The organism is unidentified bacterial endosymbiont, from assembly GCF_918320885.1.
Classification (GTDB): domain Bacteria; phylum Pseudomonadota; class Gammaproteobacteria; order Enterobacterales.
In genome coordinates, this window is record NZ_OU907312.1 from 1,271,037 (window position 1) to 1,292,735 (window position 21,699).

Here is a 21,699-nt window from a genome sequence, read left to right on the forward strand (position 1 = left end):
TTTACGGCAATGCGCTACAAAATCGATGAAATTTCTAAAAAAATCTAGCGGATAGGGGTACTGGGCTGGAGTCGCCCAGGAACTTTTTCAGAGGAGGATGGTAAATTATTTGTGCTTGCTCAAAATAGCCAACAGAGTCACTTATATATCTGTCTTACTGGAAATGCATTCAGATTATTGCACACCCTTAATAACCCATAAAGCAGAGATCAAAAAAATAACCATTGATCATTGTTATCCAGACCATTTGCCCGCTCAGAATGCAGCAGGAAGATTTTCCTTATTAATTTTATCTAAGATTTATGCTTGGTTTCGGAATTCTACATGAGCCCTGCATTTTTCCCCATCATTCAGTTGGACCCACCACCGTTTTCCACGGTCTGGCCGAACGAGGTAACTCTTCGACAGGGTGGTGTTTCGGTTTCAAGTTACACGTCGTTATCAATCACCTGGGAGAGCTCCTTAACGGTCGTCTTACTCCAGGCAATGTGAATGATCGTAAACCATTACCCAGGTTGCTTCAGGGCATCGTGGGCAAGCTTTATGCTGACAAAGGCTATCTCTCCACATCTTTAACAGAAGCCTTGAAGGTGCTAGGCGTAGATTTAGTGACTAAAGTCAGAAAAAACATGGAACCAATTGCTCATTTAGCTTTTGATAAAGCCTTACTGAGTAAGCGTTCATTGGTTGAAACAGTGTTCGATCAACTAAAAAATCTGTGCCAAATAGAACATACTCGACATCGCTCTCCTGCCAATTTTATCGTTAATCTCATTAGCGGAATTGTTGCCTATTGCCTTATGCCTAAAAAACCCGCAATCTCCCTTCAATCCTCTGATTTACTGACCGTTATATGAGCCCTTATCCCGAGCTGAGGTTAAACTAGAAAAAAAATCAAGTGAGGAGCGTTTGAGAGAGGTGATAGGGTTGTGCGGAGCGATTAATGACTTTTTGACGTTAACCCACTGGTTAACCAATCTTTCAATCTGTAAGGCATTGGCGCTATACCGCTCAAAGTCCGCCACGTGATTGGTGACGAGCACCACCTTCAAAGCCAGGGCATGGGCGGCAATCATCCGGTCAAAACTGCTTTTGCGCTGAGGAAACTGCTGTGATAGTTGACCGAATAGAGCCGCTGCCGTCCTATCAAACGACACCCGCTCTAGTGCTCTCAGCAGTACTGCGAATGGCGAGTCACCAGCAGCCAGATTGCTCAACGCGCTTGACAACGGGTAGAGCGACTGATTATAGTGAGTTTCCACTTGAGCTTCGAGGCACCCCTGTGTTCCCAATGCGCCGCCTTCTTAAACCGTTGACAATCGCTTCGTGGCGTTAGGTAAAAAATAATCCCTAATCGCCCTTTGGTTGATCACTGTTGATTGGATAGCTCGCCCATGTTACATCGCACTACTTGCTTTACTCTTAGATCCCTGCTGCTGTTAGCACTCCTGGCGCAATCGCTTGCTGATTCCCACCCCCTCTGGCCTGTGGGCCACTAACTAGTTCCTACCCCCCCCTAATTATCGGCGACTGCTGAGCAGTTGGCCCGTTTTACGCTGTGCTTATGAGATCAAAATGAATAGCCCGATAAACAATCAACGATTACTCGGCCTCGGCTTGGGGCTCTTACTACTCGTGCTGCTGGTGCTCTCTTCACGTCGCCACTCCTCAGCGCTGCCGCTGGTCGCCATTGCCAACTACGGCCCCCACGCCTCATTGTCGGCGACCATTGAGGGGATTCAACAGGAGCTGGCCCGGCAGGGCTGGATTGACCAGAAAACCGTTCGTTATGCCATCAGTGATGTTGGCTTCGATGCGGCGCTGATCCCCCAGATGGTCACCCAATTAAAGCAGTTAAACCCTACTGTGATGGTGGTGATGACCACCCCGGTGGCGCAATTTGCCAAGGGAGCCATCAAAGCGTGCCCGTTGGTCTACAGCGCTATCACCGATCCGGTAGCCGCTGGATTGATTAAAACGCCGGAGCAAGCCGAAAGCACGATGACAGGTAGCTCGGAACAACAAGATTTACAGCGACTGCTGGCCTTTGCACAACAACTCCTCCCGCATGCTAAGCGGGTGGGTCTGCTGTATGCCACCGCCGAAAGCAATGACCAAGCGCTGGTGCGGCAGCTACAGGCCGCCGCCGCACAGCAGAATATGTCTGTGCTGGCACTGCCAGTGAATCACGCCCGTGAGGTGCCGTTACGCCTGCAGCAGTTCCGCGGCCAGGTTGATGTTATCTATGTCGGCACCAGTGGGCCCATACAACCGAGCCTGCCGGTGATCGCACTCGAGAGTCAAAAAATGGGGATCCCGGTGTTGACTGTCGATGAGAGCGCTGTTAAACAGGGGCTAGTGCTCGCCAGCTTTGGCGTGAACTATACCACCGTCGGTGTGAATACTGGCCAGTTGGTCGCAGCACTACTCCAGGGAGCTGATCCGGCACAACTCACCCCCCGCTATCCTAAGAGTGCTGATCACCAGGGCTTTATCAGTCGTCAACAGGCCGCCGCCTTCGGTATTCCGCTGCCGCCCCCCCAACCATACCTCACCCTGGTGGAGTGACGCCATGTTGCAGTTACAGCAGATCACCTACACCTTTGCAGGCGCACTGGAGCCAGTGCTTAACGACTTCAATCTACAGCTGGCGAGGGGCGATTTTTGTGTGATCATTGGGGCTAACGGCTCAGGTAAATCCACCTTAATGCAGATCATCGCCGGGGCACTCGCTCCCGATAGCGGTCAAATCAGGTTTAAAGGTGCGATCGCTTCTGCCGAACAACGACGTCTGCTGGTCTCTCATCTAGTGCAGGCGGTAGATCAAGGCACGCTGCCCGAATTAACCATTCTAGAAAATATGGTTTTAAGCCAACGGCGAGGGCGGAGACCGCGGCTCGCTTTTTATCAACGTGCGGAGAGCACCATCCGGCAGATCTTGCAGACATTAGGCCAGGGGTTAGATCGCCATCTGCACGCCCCCCTGGCCACACTATCGGGCGGCCAGCGACAAATGGTCGCGCTGCTGATGGCGCTCACTGCCCAGCCACAACTGCTGTTGCTGGATGAGCATACGGCGGCGCTCGATCCGCATAGTGCCCAGCGGGTGATGCACCATACTGCCCACTGTGTGGCCGAGTCCCAACTGACGACCGTGATGATCACCCATAATCTGGAAGATGCCATTCAGTATGGCAACCGCCTCATTTTACTACAGCAGGGGCGCATCGCTTATGAGATTGCCGGGGCGGCCAAAGCCGCTTTAACCCGTCAAGCATTACTGCAGCGATTCCTCCACACCCTGAGTGAACAGAAGAGGAGCGGGAGACTGCTATGACCATTGATCTGCTATCGAGCGGCCTACTGCAGGGCACCGTCTTGGCGTTGCTGGCCACCGCACTGATGATCCCTTTCCGCCTGCTGGATCTACCCGATTTAACCGCCGAGGGCGCTTACCCCTTCGGCGGCGCGCTCTATGCGGGGGTGCTGCTTCTTGGCCTGCCACCGCTATGGGCGCTCCTCACTGGCCTGATTGGGGGAGCTCTGCTGGGGTTAGCGACCAGCTGGCTCCATGGGCGCTGGCAGATGAATAGCCTGCTAGCGGGTATTCTGCTGAGTACCATGATCTACAGTGTCAATCTACGCCTGATGGGGCAACCCAATCTAGCACTTTTTGATCGCCCTACACTGCTATCCGGACCCACCCTCTATCACTTTGGCTGGATCCTGCTCATTGTGGTAGGCTGCACGCTACCACTGCTGCTATTTTTACAGACGGAGTGGGGCTTGCGCCTACGCGCGGTGGGCTTGAATCCCGAGTTTGCCCAGCGTCAAGCGATCTCGGTCGCCAGCTATCGCCGCTTTGGATTTCTGCTCGCCGGCAGCTTCAGTGCCTTGGCTGGCGCCTTAACAGTGGATTGTCAACGCTATATGGATATCGGCATGGGGGTCGGCATTGTGATTCATGCCCTGGCGGCCTTAATGGTGGGTGAGGCGTTAGTGGGTCAGCAGACGTTACGCCGACAACTGCTGGCGCCGCTGGTGGGAGCCTTGATCTATCAACAAATTCAGGGCCTGGTCCTCTCCCTAGGGCTCCCGCCCTCTGATCTCAAACTACTGACCGGCAGCCTGGTTCTCTTGGTGCTGGCGTTGCGGAGCCATCCTGAACGCCGCCCGCTGCTGTAGTGGGAGCGCTCTTGGCGACTACAGCCAATCCCTACCTCAACCAAAGGGTTTTTAGGAAAACCTCGCCTACTGGCGGATTTTTAGAAGGGTGTGGCCTGCTTCGGCGCGGTTGAATAGGGTGACGGGGTGTTTGAGAAGAGATTGTTAACCAGTCAGGATGAGCATTACCGGGTGTTTTAAAAGACAGTCTCAAGATCCGCTGTCAAAACCGGTAACGCTCCATCTTTCAAGCCTTTCTGTTAGATTAAATCGTGACTAATACAATTTTTACACAGAGTAGTTTACAGATCCAGCTGACTCTTAAGATCAACTACTACCTTCTCAGCATTCAAGGCCTCTTGACGCGCCGTCTCTAGCGCTGCTGATTTGGCCCCCCCAGCAGTCCACGCCGCCTCCATCGCTGCCCACTGGTCACGGGCATTCTTCACAGCAAGATAGTAACTCAAATTATTTTGCAACTTATCTATACCTTTGTACCACTGCTCTGTCTTTTTTAACTCCTCTGGCTTCGTAATCAGGCTCCGTTTATCCAACACCTCCTTTTTCCGAGAGATTGCTATGATCTCGGATAGTACCGGTGGCAGCTTATCATTAAAATTGTCATCATTAAAATTGTCATCATTAAAATTGTCATCATTAAAATTGTCATCACTAAAACGCTCCTTTTCTTTAGCAACTGTTTTCAACAGTTCTTTCGTCATTTTATTCCATATCTCTAGTTTCTTCAAAATATCTTTAAATTTGAATTTATCAACATCCTCTTGTTTCGATAATTCACCTAGGGCGTCACCTTTTATCATATTTTCTAGAGTGTCACTCATGGCCGCTGCAAATTTTGCTATCGCCTGTTTAATCTCTTCTAGGGTCAGCGTTTCGGGCACAACCTTAGGCGGCTTAGGCACAACCTTAGGCGGCGTTTGGGGAGCTATCTTGGCATACTGCAACACCATCAGCCGTTCACGCTGCACCCGAGCCAACCGTTGTCCCTCGGCTGAATGCAATACCGTGACCTGAGTGGGATCTAACTGTTGCGATAAGGGGAGAGCAAAGCGGTAGGTCAGCACCGCACTGAACTGATGTTTCGCGTCGCCACTGAGACCCGGTTGCTGATGGTAGGCCAAGGTCAAGAGCGGAATCGGCGTGACATCCAGCCCCCAGCGCCACTGTTTGGGATACCGCTGTCGGTGTTTACGGTCACTCAAAGCCACTTCATCACCCCTATAGTGGGCGTAGCGTACAGAGGCCCCCAGGTGCGGTAGCGTCGGGAGATAGCCTTTTAAGGTGACATCATACCCCTTCGCCGGGCGCTCCCGATACTGTTTCAAATCACTGGCTATCCGCCAGCTGCTGGCGGGGAGATAGCCATTGGCGGAGAGGGTTAACGACTGCCACCACGCCTCAGCACCCAAGCTGATACGACGATGCTGCCGGGTAATATCTTGGTCATAAAATAAATTCGAACCCACCCCCCAATCGATTTCTGGGAAGTAGCGCCATCCCAGGCCAGCACTCAAGAGGTTGCGCTGCTGCTGGCGCAGCCAGCCGCCTTGTAGGAACAGGAGCTGCTCCTCCTGCTGCATCAAGGGCCAGAACCCCTCAAGCGACACCCGCTCACTCAGCTGCTTCTGCTGCCCGCCGACATCTACATGAATGGCAGGGAGCGCCGTCTGCACTGCTAAGGGCTCATCCAGGGTCGCCAAGGAATTTTCCGTCCCCGCAGCAGCCATGGCCGCCGTAGCACTGAGCGCTAGAAAACAGGAGAGCGGGGTTTTTAATGAATAATTCATAGGGCAATGGCCTCGTTAAGTAAATGGATTGAATCATTTAAAAATTTAAAAATAAGTTATAAAACAGATTTAAATTGTATTTAAAATAAATAAATTTGTATATTGTTATAAAAAAAAATTAATGATTTGTTTATAAATTATAAAGTTTGTAATATAAATAAATATGTTAAGTTAGTTAATAAAAAATAGGGGGATACAGCGTTAGGTGGGAAGATAAGGTGGGGTGGATTGCGTTTGCACACGGTGGGGTTGACTGTACAGCTTCGATCCAGTAGGCATCCCTGATCCTTTGCTTCATCAGACAGCGCACTGAGATCTTCAATGAACCGTCCGTTCATGGCTGATTCTGGCGTTATTAAATATTTTGGCGGCGTGGGTTGGAGTTGATACCCAGCAGTGGTGCTGGTCACTGCGGGCGCTGCAGTGCGCTGATCCCAGAGTTTGGCGTAGTAGGCTGTAAAAGTGATCGCTGGCGAACTTCCTATTGGTACGACCTCTGGCCACTGTGGCAGTAACTGTAGCCCGTCATCAGTAAACAAGCGCCATTGGTTCCGCACTAAGCAGCGTTGATGATTAACCGTTTGATAGACCGCTTTTAAAATCAATTGACAGCTCTGTGCTTGCTGGCCTAACCCGACGATGAGATCATTATCAATCAGCCGCCACGCCGTCAATTGGTGATGAGCAACGGGCAGGTGAATGATACTAGGGGCAGCAGACGCATGAGGTTACCATCAGGAAGCGTCACTTCATTAATTCCCGTCGAAACGTCCAGATTTTGCGGATGGTTCACCAGACGCCATATTCCACCAGTAGTCTCCAGCTGCAGCATAACTTCGTTATAGACAATGGTATCTACTGCATTGCTGAGCACTCCTTCCAGTAATCGTCGATTGATAGTTCTCGTACAGGCGTTGAAATGATTCAGTTGTTCCTGTCGCACGTTATCGATCAGTTCCTGAGAAATTTTCATCCCTAGGAGAGTTCTTGCTATGACAGAGAGTTTTTGTAAGCAGGTGATCGCTGTATAGCCACTCATCTCCTTTTTCATCTGAATGGATCTAATCACTCGTTTCAACAAGGCTTGTACTAGTTCACAACTGAGTACTGCTAGACCGATTTCATTACCTTTGGTTGTTAAATAGTCATCAAGCTTGTCCAACCAACTGATTAACTTTTTACTCTGTTTTCTGCAGTGCTGACCATCACTCATCACAGCAACTTTTGGGAGGTTCGGTTTTGTAGGGTGATTACTGATTAAATCTAGTACCCTGATAGGCGGCTACTCACCGTCAACTTTGGCTTGTTGAAGCCAGCGCGCTCTGCTTTGCTGATACCAGCGCTGTGCTGTCTGCTCACTCCCCAAGGGCTCACTAAAGGGCGGTGAACCCTGATGGTTAACCCAATGGTTCACAGGTACTAAGGGGTGTACATTCTGCACCGTTTTGAGCAGTTTGGAGGGCAGTAATTGGGTTGCATTATAGCGTTTTACCCCCTATAGCGTTTTACCCCCTGTTGAAGCGCTCCGATACCACAGAGCTCCTGAGTGGCATCAGCACCGATACTGAACCCTTCAACCGGATAATCCACTAAAGCAGATGCTACTCTAGGGGATAAGGCTAGGCCTTTAACCACCTTAAGACGGCTTTCTCTAGCCTGCAACGACTTACCTTGTTTGCAGAGCGTTTTTTCCAGTTGTTCTAATAATTGGTAATGAGTCTGTACTTGCTGAATCGCTGCCTGCAGTAGATTGCTATTAGGGTGTGTCGCGAGCAACAGCGGATTATGGTGGCTTACAGCACTTTCGACCATTAGCCATTGATGGCGCCGCATCGCGAGTGGCTCAATAGGCTGGAATACGCTGTTGAGCGGGGGATTGCTCCGAGCATAGCTATCAATAGCCCTTAGCAGTGCCGGCCATTCCAGTGTTTTGTGCTCAGAGAACGCTTGATCAGCTTCGGGGCTCATAGGTATCCACGCCGGGTTATGTTGCTCTAATTGCTGCCAAGTCATCGCCTGTGTTTTGGCATCCGCTAGCCATGCCTGCCGTAAAGTAGCAGCACTCTTTTCTAGCTGCTGAGGATCATCAACATCGGTGAGCCCTTGCTGTTGCAGAGTGTGCTGTGCCACGCCGCGCCAGAAAGATTCTGAGAGCGGCGGTAGTGCGTTGGGTGGGCTATAGATCCCACCCGCTTGCGCCAGGAGTTGTAAGATAGCAATTTGGCTCGCGACTGTCAGATGACCACGTTGATTCAACTCGCGTTGGTAAGGGTGTGCCAATGGCCAGCTAGTCAGCGTGCTCTGAATATCATGAACCGTGGTGCCGCTATCAGTCAGTTATTTGAGTAGCGCTTGATGTTCATTAAGACGTGCGGTTAGGTGCGTTTCCGATTGTTGATACCGTGTCAGCAGAAGCTGCTGCCGGGCGGCATCTGCTGACTGATCGGCCGCTAGCGCTTGCTGAATCTCATAATAGGCTGTCTCTCTTAACACCGATAAGTTTTGGCTAAGTTGCTTTAAGAAAGCCCGGGTACTGCTATTAGGCTGTTGCTGGAAGCTCTGCTTGAGCGCCGCCTCCAGCATACAGTGATTCAGGGTCTCAACCCACAGCGCATCACTGTCATACCATAAAATGAGAGAGATCCCGACCGCTCCTTGTACTGCTTGCCAGAGGGCTAAGTGTTGTTGCTGTGACTGAGTGAGCGGCTGGCCAATGCAGACAAAATGTAACTGTGCAGGCAACCGCTCGATGGGTTCAGCCTCATAGTGTTCAACGGCCCTTTGTACATTATTTAAATGGTTACGCACACGCCGTAAGTAGTCACTGCTTTTGCGGGGATAACGATGGATCATCACTGCAAGCTGCTGCTGGAGGAGTGCCACTTGCTTTGAGCATTCCGATAACGTCCTGACGTGATGATAATTAATCAGTGCTTGTTGAAGGGCTGGGTACTCCTTTTTTTTAGTGAGCGTGGCTGTCTGTTGTATAAAACACTCCAGTCGCAGCAGCTCAGCCTCTTCATTGAGTGGCAAAACTCTCTTGGTATGAGCAGTAGCCATACTCTCCCTCTTCTGGTCAGTCAGCATCTTGTTAGTGCCTTTTTGACTATTCAGAGACTAAACACTAAAGCTTATCCAGCCCCAGTGAGAGCTTATAATGACTGACGGTGTAGTGTATCGCACCGTCGGTTTTATCCAGGATTTATGGTCAGTGGTCGTCATCTTCGTCAACAAGCACTGTGGCCTATCACTCAATAGATCCCGCTATCCGAGTAGAGTAGCTATCAGCTGTTTTTTATTGAGCGATGGAGCAAGCTGATTAACCATTTTCCCCACTAACTTCCCTACAATATCAGTAATTTAATCTAAATCCTTGGGCGATGTACGCTTAGCTGATTCACTCATTAGCAACCTCTTGTCGTTTATCCGAGTACAAAGAAATTAAAAAACATCCTCTACAGCAAATATATTAACTAAAAAGTAAAAAAAACATTTTAATTCAAAAATTAAAGTTTTGATCACATTGCTTATTGTCTATTAACTAAACAAATTTTCCAATAACACTCAAGCAAACAAAAACCTACTTTTTATCTGACTGCTCTTTTCTGGCTTCTGTTTTCTGACCATTGTAGGTTATGCTAGGCACTGGTCCTGAAGGGACGCTGAATTGTTCAACAATGAGTCATTATCGCCATGCAGCCACACTACCTCCCCCATGAAATCGAACCTGCCGTACAGCAACACTGGGAACAGCAGGATACTTTTAAGGTGACAGAACAGGCTGATAAAGAAAAATTCTACTGCCTAGCGATGTTCCCCTATCCTTCTGGGCAGCTGCATATGGGACATGTCCGTAACTACACCTTGGGTGATGCGATCGCGCGCTATCAGCGTCTACAAGGAAAAAATGTACTGTATCCAATGGGGTGGGATGCCTTTGGCTTGCCTGCGGAAAATGCGGCCATCCAACACCGCACCGATCCAGCCACCTGGACCGCTGCCAATATCGCTAGCATGAAGACTCAGCTGAAATTACTGGGGTTTAGCTATGACTGGGATCGGGAAATCACCACCTGTGATCCTGGCTATACCCAGTGGGAGCAGTGGTTATTCATTCAACTCTATCAACAAGGGCTGGCCTATAAAAAAATGTCTCAAGTGAACTGGTGTCCACAAGATCAAACGGTATTGGCTAATGAACAGGTGGTTGAGGGCTGCTGCTGGCGCTGTGACACGCCAGTCGTGCAAAAAGCACTTTCCCAATGGTTTATTAAAATTACCGCGTATGCTGATCAACTACTGGACGATCTAGAAACCCTGACAGGGTGGCCTGAGCAGGTTAAAAGCATGCAACGCCACTGGATCGGCCGCTCAGTAGGTTTGGAGATCGATTTTAAAGTTCATGATCACTCCGAACAGCTGACCGTCTACACCACGCGCCCAGATACCCTCCCGGGTGTCACTTACTTAGCCATAGCCGCTGCTCATCCCCTGGTGGCACCACTCGCCAACACTAATCCCACGATTGCCGCCTTTGTCCAACAATGTCAGCAGCTTAAAACCGCTGAAGCGACACTCGCAACACTGGAAAAACAGGGTGTCAATAGCGGGTTACACGCCATTCATCCATTAAGTGGTGCCTTGATCCCTATCTGGATCACCAACTTTGTGATCAGTGATTACGGCAGTGGTGCGGTCATGGCGGTTCCAGCACACGATCAACGTGACTACCAATTTGCTGTAAACTATCAACTGCCTATCCAATGCGTCATTCGGCCATTAACAGGTGATCTGACAGCGCCACCGGTATTGCCTTACCTGGAAAAAGGGCTGCTCTGTCATGCCGGGGCCTTGAATGGCTTGAACTTTGAGCAAGCCTGCCAAGCGATCACTGAACAGCTGCAACAGAGTCGTCAGGGACGCCCGACCGTACACTATCGTCTCCGTGACTGGGGGGTCTCCCGTCAGCGCTATTGGGGAACCCCTATCCCGATGGTGACCGACGCGACCGGAAACACCAGGCCGCTGCCCTTGGAGCAGCTGCCGCTCTGCCTACCCAGCATCAGCCGTTTGGATGAGCACAATAACCCCTTAAAACAGCCAGCTTGGATCAACACGCTAGTAGACGGTCTCCCTGCTCAAAGTGAGAGCGATACCTTTGATACCTTCCTACAATCCTCCTGGTACTATGCTCGTTATACCTGCCCACAAGCCACAGACCGCATGCTGGATCCCCAATCAACCGCTTATTGGTTGCCGGTTGATCACTATATTGGGGGCATTGAACATGCCACCATGCATCTTATCTATTTTCGTTTCCTACATAAAGTGCTGCGTGATCTGGGATTGGTACACACCGACGAACCTGTTAAGCGTCTACTCTGCCAAGGGATGGTCTTGGCAGAGGCGTTCTACTACGTCGATTCCACAGGAAAACGTCACTGGATCTCCCCCTCTGAAGTGACTGTTCAAAGAGATCAGTCAGGCGCAATCACCCAGGCAATCGACTGCAGTGGGCAGCTTTTAATCCCTGCGGGGATGAGCAAGATGTCTAAATCAAAGAATAATGGCATTGATCCGCAACAGATGGTAGAACGCTATGGTGCTGATACTGTCCGTCTATTTATGCTCTTTGCCGCACCACCGGAACTGACTTTAGAGTGGCAAGAGTCCGGTGTTGAAGGGGCTCACCGTTTTTTAAAACGGCTGTGGAAGCTGGCCTACGAACGACGTAGCCACAAACCCCTGGCTCCTTTAGATTGTGCGACACTTACTGAACCACAAAAGCAGTTACGCCGACTGCTGCACCAGACCATCTTACGGGTAACCGATGATATCGGAAGACGACAGAGCTTTAACACCGCCATTGCAGCGATGATGACGTTGGTTAAAAGCTTGATGGCTGCCCCAACGGCCACTGCCCAAGATCAGGCGCTGCTACAAGAGGCGCTGTTGGCCGTGGTGGTGATGCTCTATCCTATCACCCCCCATATTAGCTTTACCCTCTGGCCACTCCTGGGTGGGCAGGGTGACCTAGATAGTGCTACCTGGCCTGCTGTTGATCACGGTGCACTACTCAACGCCCCAGTTACCCTGGCAGTACAGATTAATGGTAAGCTCCGAGCGACGATAACCGTTGAGGCGACTATCGATGAAACCACCGCAATCACCTTGGCACAGCAGCATCCGGCGCTACAGAAATATCTACAGCAAGGGGCGATACAGCGTGTTATTTACCGTTCAGGCAGACTGCTCAATCTGGTCGTAGGCTAACTGTGTCTGTGAGGCGTGCACTGCACTCTCCAAAGAGGATAGTCGGAGAGCATCTGCAGAGCCTCCTTCGACGCGGAGGAGGGCGAATCAAGGCGCTGCTCCTAGGGGTAGTGTGCTTAAGCGTCACTCACTGTGGTTTCCAACCCCGCAGCGCCGCACAGCTTCCACAGCCTTTACGATCCATCGCACTGCACAGCCACGATCCCTATGGCCCCCTGGCGCGCGCGCTGCACACTCAGTTACGTCGTCACGGTTTTATCCTCGTGGAGCACTCCGATCACCCCAGCCTACAACTACACCTGCTTAACGCGAGTGAAGAGCGGACGCTGCGTTCGCTGTTTTCCGATGGGAGAGGCGCTCAGTATCAGCTGATTTACCGAGTCACCGCTCAACTGCACTGGAGCAATCCGCCAGCCAAAACGCTATCAACGACGCGAACCACGCCATCAAATTCCGTGCAACGTATTCCGTTAGCCACTGCCGTCGCCCAGTCGTTTTTTGATAATCCACAGGCCGCTTTAGCGAAAAGTGTTGAGCAGGAGATCGTTCAGCAGCAGCTCTGCCAACAGGCGGCCGACCAACTGACCCTGCAGCTGCTGTTGCTGTTATCAGAGAAAGTTGACGCTGCTCCGCTGACCGGCCATGCGACACCTGATTCCTGAGCAGCTGCCGGCGCAACTGCAACACTCTCTAGCAGGCTGCTACCTGCTCTGTGGCCCAGATCTATACTTACAACAAGAGAGCCAGCAATTAATCCGCCAAGCGGCACTGGCCCAAGGGTTCACCGCTTGCCCCCCCCTACTCATGGAGTCGACCACTGAGTGGCGGGTTGTTGAACAAGCCTTTCAAGCGCTCCCACTGTTTGCCGCTCGCCGTTTGTTGCAACTGACTCTCCAGGCTTCACTGCCTAATCCGCTACAAAGCCAACAGTTAATGCAACTACCCAGCCTGTTGGACAGTAGCACCGTGTTGATTTTAGTCCTGCCTCAGCTTAAAAAAAGCCAGGAACAGGCCCCTTGGTTTAAAGCCTACAGCCCCCAGGCAATCTGTATTGCTTGTCACCCCCCCCTGCGACAGCAGTGGCCTGCATGGGTGCGGCGACGGGCACAGGCACTGGGATTACAACCAGATGCGGCGGTAATCGAACAGCTCTGCTTTTACTATGAGGGCAACTTACTGGCTTTGGTACAGCTTTTAGAGCAGCTGGCGCTCTGTTACCCAGACGGCCAACTCACCCTGCCACGAATCAATCCTAGCCTACAGGATGTGGCCCAGTTCACGCCACAGCAGTGGTTAAATGCCCTACTGTTAGGGCAAACCCAGCGAGCCTTACACAGTTTACAGCAGCTGCAAGACTCCGCCGTTGAACCTTTGCGATTACTGCGCACGCTGCAAGGGGATTTACTGCTATTAATTAACTTTAAGCGTCAAGCAAACACGACCCCCTTACGGGAGCTATTTGATCGTGAGGCTATTTGGCAGGTGCGACGCCAAGCATTGACCTCTGCCCTACAACGCCTCTCCACCTCGCAACTCCGTCAAGCACTCTATCTATTAACCCAATTAGAACTGCGCTTCAAAAGTGAAGCACACCCTATCTGGCAGGCGTTGCGCCTCCTCAGCTTGCTGCTCTGTGGCATCCCTGTGCTACCAGCATTTCTTGAGGGGTAAGCGCATGCGGGCGCTCTTCGGCGGAACATTTGATCCCATCCATCATGGCCATCTGCAACTCGGTCAAGCGCTGGCGCAATTAGTCGGATTACAGCGGATCACACTACTCCCTAACCGCCAACCCCACTACCGCACACCACCCCTAGCGACCATTGAACAGCGGCTGACGATGATTCAGTTGGCCATCCAAGAAGAGCCTCTCTTTACAATTGATGATCGAGAGCTCCGAAGACCAACGCCCTCCTATACTCTAGATTCGCTACAGGCAATCCGCGATGAGTTAGGAGTGCAACAACCGCTAGCCTTTATCCTGGGACAAGATGCCTTCTTGACCTTACCTCACTGGCATCAGTGGCAACAACTACTACACTACAGTCACCTACTAGTCGGTAGCCGTCCCGGCTATTCTAGCGACCACTGGCCGCCTCCCCTACAATCCTACTGGGCAGCACGGCAAGTCATGGAGCCGCAACGGCTCCACCAAGCACCACAGGGCTACCTCTACTTCGCCTCACTCCCACCCAGCCCTATCTCAGCCACTTTGATCCGTCAAAGGCTACAGCGGAATGAATCCTGTTGCCAGCTGCTACCCGCCTCTGTACAAGCCTATATTCAGCAACAAGGACTTTACCGCTAAACCCTAAAAGTTACTTCATTATCTCCACCCAGCCCTTTACCAGGACAGTAAGCCGTTCTATTATCAGTACATAGCATCCCCATTCACTGAACCCCGTAGGCATGCAGCATAGGCATCAACAACCGCAAGGGAGTGCGCAAATAACCCGGCATCAGCAGCTTATCACTGATCTGCAGCCGGCCTATAGACTACTGTCCGGGCTGCTGAAGCCTCCCACACAATCTACTGAATTACTCCTCCGTAACCATTCAGCAGAATCCATTTTATTCATGCACCGCACGCTCTTGACCTTGCTAGGGGTGCTGCTCAGTACCCTACTGCTCCTGTACAATCTCTATCAACTACAGGTGTGTCAACATCAAAAATATCAGACCCGCTCTAACGATAACTGTATTAAACTCCTGCCCATTGTCCCAGCCCGTGGCTTAATCTACGATCGCCATGGCGTTTTACTCGCTGATAATCGCACCTACTACCAACTGCTGCTTCACCCTGATCGAGTGCCTAATATCCCCAGTGTACTCCAACGCTTACGCCCCATAGTCGATCTTACGGAAGCAGAAGTGACTCAGTTTGAAAAAAACAGTTCCCAGTTAAATCGCTTAACGCCCATCCCTTTAAAAAGGGAGCTGACCGAACAGCAAATGGCCCGCTTTGCGGTGAATCAACATCACTTTCCTGGCCTTGAACTGAACAGTTATCAGCGCCGCTACTACCCTTATGGCACCGCGCTAACGCATGTCTTAGGCTATCTGGCAAAGGTCAATGAAAAAGATAAACAGTGGCTAAAAGCAACTGGCCAAAGTGGCAATTATTCAGTAGCCCCCGACATTGGCAAGTTAGGGATTGAACGCTACTACGAATCACTGTTACGGGGTAAGTTGGGCTATGAAGCAGTTGAAATCAATCGTCGTGGCCAGTTAATCCGACGGTTGTATGAACTACCACCACAAGCTGGCTCTAACCTGACACTGACCCTGGATGTTAAGCTCCAATGCCATATTGAAAAATTAATGCAGGGCCAGCGGGGGGCCGTGGTCGCCCTGGATCCCAATGACGGCGCTATCTTGGCGCTGCTCTCTACACCCAGTTATGATCCTAACTTGTTTGCCGAGGGGATTGCTCATCAGGCGTATCAGCGCTTGCTAGAGGATCCCGATCGCCCCTTAGTCAATCGCGCGACCCAAGGGATCTATCCTCCGGCCTCCACCGTCAAACCGTTTATCTCTATTGCCGCTTTAGAAGAGGGCGTTGTCACCCGGGAGAGTTCACGATTTGATCCCGGTTGGTGGCAGCTTCCAGGCTCAACCAAACGCTACTGGAACTATAAACGCCAGCGTCATGGACAAATCAATCTGCTGCGATCGATAGAAGCCTCCTCAGATACCTTTTTTTATCAAATGGCTTATGATCTAGGAATAGACCGCTTAGCGCTGTGGATGCGGCGGTTTGGCTATGGGGAGTATAGTGGGATTGACTTAGCAGAAGAGCAGATGGGTCTCATGCCAACGCGTGAATGGAAAATGCAACGCTATCACGAACCCTGGTATCAGGGGGATACCATTCCAGTTGGCATTGGTCAAGGCTACTGGAGTGCCACCCCCATCCAAATGGTCAAAGCACTCACCACCCTGCTCAACCAGGGGCAGATCAAAATACCCCATCTGCTACCGGTAGAGCCCTCAGCGCAGCAGGGAACTGCTGATCACACCCCGATCGAACTTCATAATCCCGCCTTCTGGCAATTAGCGAAAGAGGGGATGTACGAGGTTGCTCATGGACCCAATGGCACTGCTAAACGGGCTTTTGCTGGGGCACCTTATAAAGTAGGCGTCAAATCAGGCACTGCCCAGCTGTTTAGTTTAAAAGATGCGTGCTACCGGCCTGATAAATTATCGAAACAGCTCCATGATCATGCACAATTAATCGCCTTTGCCCCCTACCAACAGCCTGAGATTGCTTTAGCCATTGTTATGGAGAATGCCGGCAGCGGCGCTAGCCAAGCGGCACCGCTGGTCCGCCAAATATTTGACTATGTGCTGCTACCACCCCATTCTAAGCCAAGATTGCAATCACTGACTGCCCAGTATAAAGCCCCCTAATTGATGAATCACTGTTTCTTTAAAAAAGGGCGTTTATCGCTCAGAGCGCTGGATGGCCCTTTACTACTCTTTCTAAGTGCACTGCTGATTTACGGTCTACTCATTCTCTACAGCGCCAGTAGCCATCATCTTAGCCTGATCCAGCATAAGCTGATACATGTACTATTGGGATTATCCATACTGTTCATACTGGCCCAAGCACCGCCCCGTTTCTATCAAATCTGGGCACCCTACCTTTATATGGCCTGTTTGCTACTCCTGCTATCAGTACTCTGCTTTGGGGATCTCACGAAAGGCGCCCAACGCTGGTTAAATCTAGGAATCATACGCTTTCAACCCTCAGAATTGGCTAAATTAGCCGTGCCGTTAATGGTCGCTAGCCTGATCAGCTACAAACCCTGTCCACCGACGCTGTGCACCACCTTCTACGCACTGCTACTGATTCTATTCCCAACCCTATTAGTAGCCTGGCAACCCGATTTAGGCACCGCCATTTTAATTGCCAGCTCTGGGCTATTGATTCTGTTCCTCGCCGGCTTGAGTTGGCGACTACTTGGAGGCCTGCTGCTACTGGTGGCTTCACTTATTCCAGTGCTGTGGTTTTTTGGCTTACAGCCGTATCAGCGCAGCCGCCTGGTCACTTTATTGAATCCAGAGCGTGATCCTTTAGGGAGTGGCTACCACATTATTCAATCAAAAATTGCGATTGGATCGGGCGGATTATGGGGGAAAGGGTGGCTCAAAGGGACACAATCACAATTAGAATTTTTACCCGAGCGTCATACTGACTTTATCTTTTCCGTGATCGCAGAGGAGCAAGGGCTGATAGGGGTCACGCTACTGCTAGCCCTCTATTTGGCCGTTATCCTGCGAGGCTTGATCTTAGCCACCCGGGCACAGAGCGCCTTTGGTCATCTAGTGATTGGCGGCTATACCCTACTCTTCTTTTTTTATGTTTTGATCAATATTGGTATGGTCAGTGGCCTGCTGCCAGTGGTCGGTGTGCCGCTACCGTTGATCAGCTATGGCGGCACCTCACAGATCATTTTAATGGCGAATTTTGGCATCATGCTCTCCCTGCATTCTCACCGTCATCTTTTATCAAAAAGTATTTAAATCTAGCCATGGTTACTTTGGATCGCTTATAACTCATATGATCTATTTTATAAATTAATTTTTTGAATTATAATGACCATTCACTCAGTTGAATAGATAAGGCTGGTCACCCTATGCAGGACAGTAAGAACAGTGAGTATTTGAACATTATCATCGAGATGGCACAAACAAAAAAAGAGCAGTTAGAAGATGCTCTACAATCTCAATCTCAAAAACATTCAACCCGCTGGGGAAAATTAATGCTTATTATACAACAGTATGGCATGTCGGGTTGTGTTATTTTAATAGCGTTCTGTCTTTTAATAAAAAAGTTTTTTGGTCCTTCCAATTGGCTTGGTGTGCTAGCTTTAATAGATTTACTATTATTATATATTTTAGGTCAAACATTTGTCTTCCTGAATCTATGGCATGATCGAATAAAAATAAAGAATTTTTTTACTTCTCCTTTTTCTCCCTCATTTAAAATAACTATCAACATCTCTTCAAGAAACAGTAACCTTTGCCTGACGAAGCTGATGAAACTTTCAGATCAATCTCTAGAAATAGGCCTTATTGAATTTAAAAATGAATATCCCAAGCTTAATAAAAATTATTTGTTAATTAACCCAATTAGTTTCATAGTGGCTTTTATTACTATTATTACACAATTCACAACGATTTTTAAACTAGAGATTCAAGCGCCCTGAAATGATTCGATTATGATTATTTGTGTAGTTCTAATAGTGTGGTCAACGATCATGCTTCGTCACTCCAGGCATTGGTCTCATGCCATCGCGCTCACCGAGCTGGCCTTGAAAAAAAAACAGGCGCTCAAACAAAACTTCGAGAGGGTTAGTTCAATGCCAAACAGCTAACCAGTTATGAACTACTGAAAAAAGGAGTCTTCCCCTCTGGCAGTGGGATAGTTTTTATTTTGCAACTATAGACTGGATAATTTTAAAAAATGCCCAGCGGGAATCGGTTATTTGGAAAACAGCTACTCTAAAATGTCATGATTGAATCAGGTATTCTTCTAGGGTCAACGCTCATTTTTTATCTGTAGAATTAGTTTTGTAAATAACTTTTTTAAAGGGTAGGCGATTTGGTACTTGACTTTCCTTTGACCTGTCTCTCCCGTGGATAGATAGAATGTGCTCCACTTCGAACAATCAATGCCTTATGACTAGCTTGTAAAAATAGGTGGGGCTGTTAACTAATTGAGTTATATAAAACTTTATATTTTGTATACTACTTATTAACAAAATATTCTTTAAGGAGTGAACATAATATGATCAGTAAAACAAACTTTTATAATAATACTTCCACCGTATACTATATATTAGATAATAAAATATATTCTCCTAAAGAATTTAATGAAAAAATTAAAAGAGACGGGTTTACACCTAAAAAAACCGATTCAGGAATGACTTGGGAACGAACAATTAGCATTGTGCGGAATCCGAATAATTCGCCATCTCACGCCAGAGTATCTATTTATCCAAATCATTCTGTATGCCCATTAGTTAAAAAACATGCAGCTGCTCCCTTTCAAGAGAGCGGGTTTCGCTTGCCGGTGATAATCAATCAAAGAGCATCGAAAAATGACCAGAAAGCTAAACCAATTGAGAGTAAAAAAACAGGGATACATTGGCTTCAAGAGGGCAAGATAGTCTCGGATAAAAAGAGTTATTTTGTTCCATTTCAAGATAAAGGTCATTGCTGCAACCCAGCAGCGCCCCGGTTGGAAAAGGAAGCCATTAGAGACTTATGGAATGATAAACACCCACTACAAGCTCAAAATTTATACTTGAATGCGACATCACCTCAAAAGCTATCTGAAAATAACCAGAAAGCTAAACCGATTGAGAGTAAAAAAACAGGGATATATAAGCTTCAAGAGGGTAAGATAGTCTCGGATAAAAAAAGTGATTTTGTTCTATTCCAAGGTGAAGGTCGTTGCTGCAACCCAGCAGCGCCCCGGTTGGACAGAGAAGCCATTAGAAACTTACTGAATGATAAATACTTACAATCTTCTAATGAAGCTTATCAAATGATCAATAATACTTTACCATTTGATCTGATAAGAAAAAAATATAAGTTATTAGAAAAAATAAAAAAAGAGGATTACCAATCGGCGATTTGTTTAATTAAAAAACTAGACTCGCTAGCTCCGAAAAATTCAATTAGCATTAAAAAAAGCTATGAAAACCTGCTACAGCAGGCCTACCAGAAAACAAAATCTGCACAAGAGATTGCTAAAGAAACACTCCGTATTAATCCACTAGCCTTAAGTAACTTTTCCAAAGCAATAGAACTGATGGTTGCCGCGCCAGGAAAGCCATTAGTAGTTTATATTAATCATCAAGAAGAACAACGGAGGTTAGCAAAACAGTGCTTAGCTGATGCCCAGCGGCGTGGGGATTGTAGAAATGCGCTGTAAGGCATAGGATGCTAGGCAGAACGCTGAATTGTCTATAAAACGCCCAGCTGTCTGAATGAACGATGGCGACGCCTAGTGGCTGTTGAGATTTCATCTTTTTATGGGCGTTTGATCAGAACCATGGCTTATACTACTGTGCTGATCACTAAAATCTCATCGTTGCTGAGCGGCCGGCCAGCGACAACACCGCTCTCGACTAGCTGAAAAGCAGTGGTGATCAGCGCTACAAAACTCATCACTCCCCAGTACAACCATTAGGGTGCCTATTGATGTCCAGACAGTTAGTGTTAGTGCTCAATTGTGGTAGCTCTTCGCTCAGATTCGCTATCATCGATAGCCAGAGTGGCCAGGAGCTGCTCAGTGGCTTGGCCGAATGCTTGCAACATGCCGAGGCCTGCATTCATTGGAAGCTGGAGGGGCGAAAGCAGCGACAGCCACTACCAGCACCAGCCACACACCATGAAGCACTGCAGTTTATGGTGCACACCATTCTGCCACAAAGCCCCACCTTGGCGACCAACTTGATGGCCATCGGCCATCGCATTGTGCAGGGCGGTGAACAACTAACACAACCCGTCATCATTGATCAAGCGGTATTGGCGGAAATAGCAGCGAATCAGCGCTTTGCCCCCTTGCATAATCCGGCCGCCTTAGCCGGGATCCAAGCCGCTTTTAATAGTTTTCCACACTTGATAGCACACAATGTCGCGGTATTCGATACCGCTTTCCACCAAACGATGCCAGAAGAGGCCTACCTCTACGCGCTTCCTTATAGCTTGTACCAACAACACAGAATCCGCCGCTATGGTTTTCATGGCATCAGCCATCAGTTTGTCACCCAACAAGCGGCCAGACTTCTGGAGAAACCGCTAGAGACGCTGAATGCCATCACCTGTCACCTAGGGAATGGCGCTTCGGTAGCGGCTATCCGCCAGGGCCGTTCGGTCGATACCTCCATGGGGTTCACCCCACTATCCGGCTTGGTGATGGGCACCCGCTGTGGTGATATTGACCCGGCTATCCCCTTTTATCTGCAGGAGACCTTAGATCTCTCACCAGAGGCTATTCAGCATCTCTTGATTCATGAATCAGGATTATTGGGGCTTAGCGAAGGCATTAGCGATTGCCGACTACTGGAAGAGCAGTATAGCACACACCCAGCAGCCCACCGGGCGCTACAGAGTTTCTGCTACCAATTGGCTAAATACATCGGAGCCTACAGCGCCGCGGTGGGCGATCAGTTGGATCTATTGGTCTTTACTGGCGGCATCGGCGAAAATTCCTCCTTAGTCCGTCAACTGGTCTTGGAACGTTTGGGATTGCTGGACTTTAAACTGGATGCCGTGGCCAATGTGGCCACCTGCTTTGGAAAAATCGGCAATATTAGTCTGCCAGGCCATCGACCCGCCTGGGTGATCCCCACCAATGAGGCGCTCATGATTGCTACTCATGCCGCCGGTTTGATTAACTGTTTCTCAACACAACAATAGCCTATCCATGAACTATTCA

Annotated in this window: 17 protein-coding genes and 2 pseudogenes; 13 read left to right on the plus strand and 6 right to left on the minus strand. The window is 49.3% G+C overall.

What is annotated here, in order from left to right:
• Positions 1–368 precede the first annotated feature (368 nt).
• Positions 369–857 (plus strand): annotated as a pseudogene (locus tag NL324_RS06485) (IS982 family transposase); the annotation flags it as partial.
• Here the strand turns inward: NL324_RS06485 and NL324_RS06490 are convergent.
• Positions 840–1,262 carry a PIN domain-containing protein gene (locus NL324_RS06490; RefSeq protein ID WP_253306812.1) on the minus strand — a complete coding sequence of 141 codons (423 nt, stop codon included), beginning with the start codon at positions 1,260–1,262 and terminating at the stop codon, positions 840–842. The pseudogene NL324_RS06485 and the gene NL324_RS06490 overlap by 18 nt on opposite strands.
• A gap of 313 nt (positions 1,263–1,575) precedes the next feature.
• On the opposite strand from NL324_RS06490, the gene NL324_RS06495 reads away from it, so the two are divergent.
• The 3 genes from NL324_RS06495 to NL324_RS06505 are packed head-to-tail and all read left to right on the plus strand — an operon-like array spanning position 1,576 to position 4,185.
• Positions 1,576–2,568 carry an ABC transporter substrate-binding protein gene (locus NL324_RS06495; RefSeq protein ID WP_253306813.1) on the plus strand — a complete coding sequence of 331 codons (993 nt, stop codon included), beginning with the start codon at positions 1,576–1,578 and terminating at the stop codon, positions 2,566–2,568.
• A 4-nt stretch (positions 2,569–2,572) separates the two neighbouring features.
• Complete coding sequence (locus NL324_RS06500; protein ID WP_253306814.1) at positions 2,573–3,337, plus strand: ABC transporter ATP-binding protein; 765 nt, start codon at positions 2,573–2,575, stop codon at positions 3,335–3,337.
• Positions 3,334–4,185, plus strand: a complete 852-nt coding sequence (locus NL324_RS06505) for an ABC transporter permease (RefSeq protein ID WP_253306815.1) — start codon at positions 3,334–3,336, stop codon at positions 4,183–4,185. The genes NL324_RS06500 and NL324_RS06505 overlap by 4 nt, the downstream gene beginning before the upstream one ends.
• A gap of 281 nt (positions 4,186–4,466) precedes the next feature.
• On the opposite strand, the gene NL324_RS06510 is transcribed toward NL324_RS06505, so the two are convergent.
• The 5 genes and pseudogenes from NL324_RS06510 to NL324_RS06530 all read right to left on the minus strand — a co-directional run bounded on the left by NL324_RS06510 (position 4,467) and on the right by NL324_RS06530 (position 9,059).
• Positions 4,467–5,972, minus strand: coding sequence for an inverse autotransporter beta domain-containing protein (locus NL324_RS06510; RefSeq protein ID WP_253306816.1), 1,506 nt, complete (start codon positions 5,970–5,972; stop codon positions 4,467–4,469).
• 137 nt (positions 5,973–6,109) lie between these two features.
• A complete protein-coding gene (locus tag NL324_RS06515) occupies positions 6,110–6,646 on the minus strand; it encodes a hypothetical protein (RefSeq protein WP_253306817.1) in 537 nt (178 codons plus the stop codon).
• A complete protein-coding gene (locus NL324_RS06520; RefSeq protein WP_253306818.1) occupies positions 6,643–7,185 on the minus strand; it encodes a hypothetical protein in 543 nt (180 codons plus the stop codon). Before NL324_RS06520 ends, NL324_RS06515 begins: the two co-directional genes overlap by 4 nt.
• Before the next feature lie 69 nt (positions 7,186–7,254).
• Positions 7,255–7,413, minus strand: coding sequence for a hypothetical protein (locus tag NL324_RS06525; RefSeq protein ID WP_253306819.1), 159 nt, complete (start codon positions 7,411–7,413; stop codon positions 7,255–7,257).
• A gap of 47 nt (positions 7,414–7,460) precedes the next feature.
• Positions 7,461–9,059: pseudogene (locus NL324_RS06530) on the minus strand (TcdA/TcdB catalytic glycosyltransferase domain-containing protein).
• Between the two features lie 606 nt (positions 9,060–9,665).
• On the opposite strand from NL324_RS06530, the gene leuS reads away from it, so the two are divergent.
• The 9 genes from leuS to NL324_RS06575 all read left to right on the plus strand — a co-directional run bounded on the left by leuS (position 9,666) and on the right by NL324_RS06575 (position 21,680).
• Complete coding sequence (leuS, locus tag NL324_RS06535) at positions 9,666–12,245, plus strand: leucine--tRNA ligase (protein WP_253306820.1); 2,580 nt, start codon at positions 9,666–9,668, stop codon at positions 12,243–12,245.
• 2 nt (positions 12,246–12,247) lie between these two features.
• The gene (locus tag NL324_RS06540) at positions 12,248–12,907 is read left to right on the plus strand and encodes an LPS-assembly lipoprotein LptE (protein WP_253306821.1); all 660 of its coding nucleotides are present in this window, start codon (positions 12,248–12,250) and stop codon (positions 12,905–12,907) included.
• Complete coding sequence (gene holA, locus NL324_RS06545) at positions 12,888–13,916, plus strand: DNA polymerase III subunit delta (RefSeq protein ID WP_253306822.1); 1,029 nt, start codon at positions 12,888–12,890, stop codon at positions 13,914–13,916. Before NL324_RS06540 ends, holA begins: the two co-directional genes overlap by 20 nt.
• A gap of 4 nt (positions 13,917–13,920) precedes the next feature.
• Positions 13,921–14,553, plus strand: coding sequence for a nicotinate-nucleotide adenylyltransferase (gene nadD / locus NL324_RS06550; protein ID WP_253306823.1), 633 nt, complete (start codon positions 13,921–13,923; stop codon positions 14,551–14,553).
• Positions 14,554–14,654: 101 nt separating this feature from the next.
• Positions 14,655–16,655 (plus strand): penicillin-binding protein 2, encoded by a 2,001-nt coding sequence (mrdA, locus tag NL324_RS06555; protein WP_253306824.1) that lies wholly within the window; start codon positions 14,655–14,657, stop codon positions 16,653–16,655.
• Between the two features lie 3 nt (positions 16,656–16,658).
• Positions 16,659–17,771, plus strand: a complete 1,113-nt coding sequence (gene rodA, locus NL324_RS06560) for a rod shape-determining protein RodA (protein WP_253306825.1) — start codon at positions 16,659–16,661, stop codon at positions 17,769–17,771.
• Between the two features lie 113 nt (positions 17,772–17,884).
• Positions 17,885–18,457 carry a hypothetical protein gene (locus NL324_RS06565; RefSeq protein WP_253306826.1) on the plus strand — a complete coding sequence of 191 codons (573 nt, stop codon included), beginning with the start codon at positions 17,885–17,887 and terminating at the stop codon, positions 18,455–18,457.
• 581 nt (positions 18,458–19,038) lie between these two features.
• Positions 19,039–20,190, plus strand: a complete 1,152-nt coding sequence (locus tag NL324_RS06570) for a hypothetical protein (protein WP_253306827.1) — start codon at positions 19,039–19,041, stop codon at positions 20,188–20,190.
• Between the two features lie 269 nt (positions 20,191–20,459).
• Positions 20,460–21,680, plus strand: coding sequence for an acetate kinase (locus NL324_RS06575; RefSeq protein ID WP_253306828.1), 1,221 nt, complete (start codon positions 20,460–20,462; stop codon positions 21,678–21,680).
• Positions 21,681–21,699: the final 19 nt, after the last annotated feature.

Coding starts and splice junctions, on each gene's coding strand:
- NL324_RS06520 (WP_253306818.1), bottom strand. CDS start 7,185: ATGAGTGATGGTCAGCACTGCAGAAAACAGAGTAAAAAGTTAATCAGT.
- rodA (WP_253306825.1), top strand. CDS start 16,659: ATGAATCACTGTTTCTTTAAAAAAGGGCGTTTATCGCTCAGAGCGCTG.
- NL324_RS06510 (WP_253306816.1), bottom strand. CDS start 5,972: ATGAATTATTCATTAAAAACCCCGCTCTCCTGTTTTCTAGCGCTCAGT.
- NL324_RS06570 (WP_253306827.1), top strand. CDS start 19,039: ATGATCAGTAAAACAAACTTTTATAATAATACTTCCACCGTATACTAT.
- NL324_RS06505 (WP_253306815.1), top strand. CDS start 3,334: ATGACCATTGATCTGCTATCGAGCGGCCTACTGCAGGGCACCGTCTTG.
- holA (WP_253306822.1), top strand. CDS start 12,888: ATGCGACACCTGATTCCTGAGCAGCTGCCGGCGCAACTGCAACACTCT.
- nadD (WP_253306823.1), top strand. CDS start 13,921: ATGCGGGCGCTCTTCGGCGGAACATTTGATCCCATCCATCATGGCCAT.
- NL324_RS06500 (WP_253306814.1), top strand. CDS start 2,573: ATGTTGCAGTTACAGCAGATCACCTACACCTTTGCAGGCGCACTGGAG.
- mrdA (WP_253306824.1), top strand. CDS start 14,655: ATGCAGCATAGGCATCAACAACCGCAAGGGAGTGCGCAAATAACCCGG.
- NL324_RS06575 (WP_253306828.1), top strand. CDS start 20,460: ATGTCCAGACAGTTAGTGTTAGTGCTCAATTGTGGTAGCTCTTCGCTC.
- NL324_RS06565 (WP_253306826.1), top strand. CDS start 17,885: ATGCAGGACAGTAAGAACAGTGAGTATTTGAACATTATCATCGAGATG.
- NL324_RS06495 (WP_253306813.1), top strand. CDS start 1,576: ATGAATAGCCCGATAAACAATCAACGATTACTCGGCCTCGGCTTGGGG.
- leuS (WP_253306820.1), top strand. CDS start 9,666: ATGCAGCCACACTACCTCCCCCATGAAATCGAACCTGCCGTACAGCAA.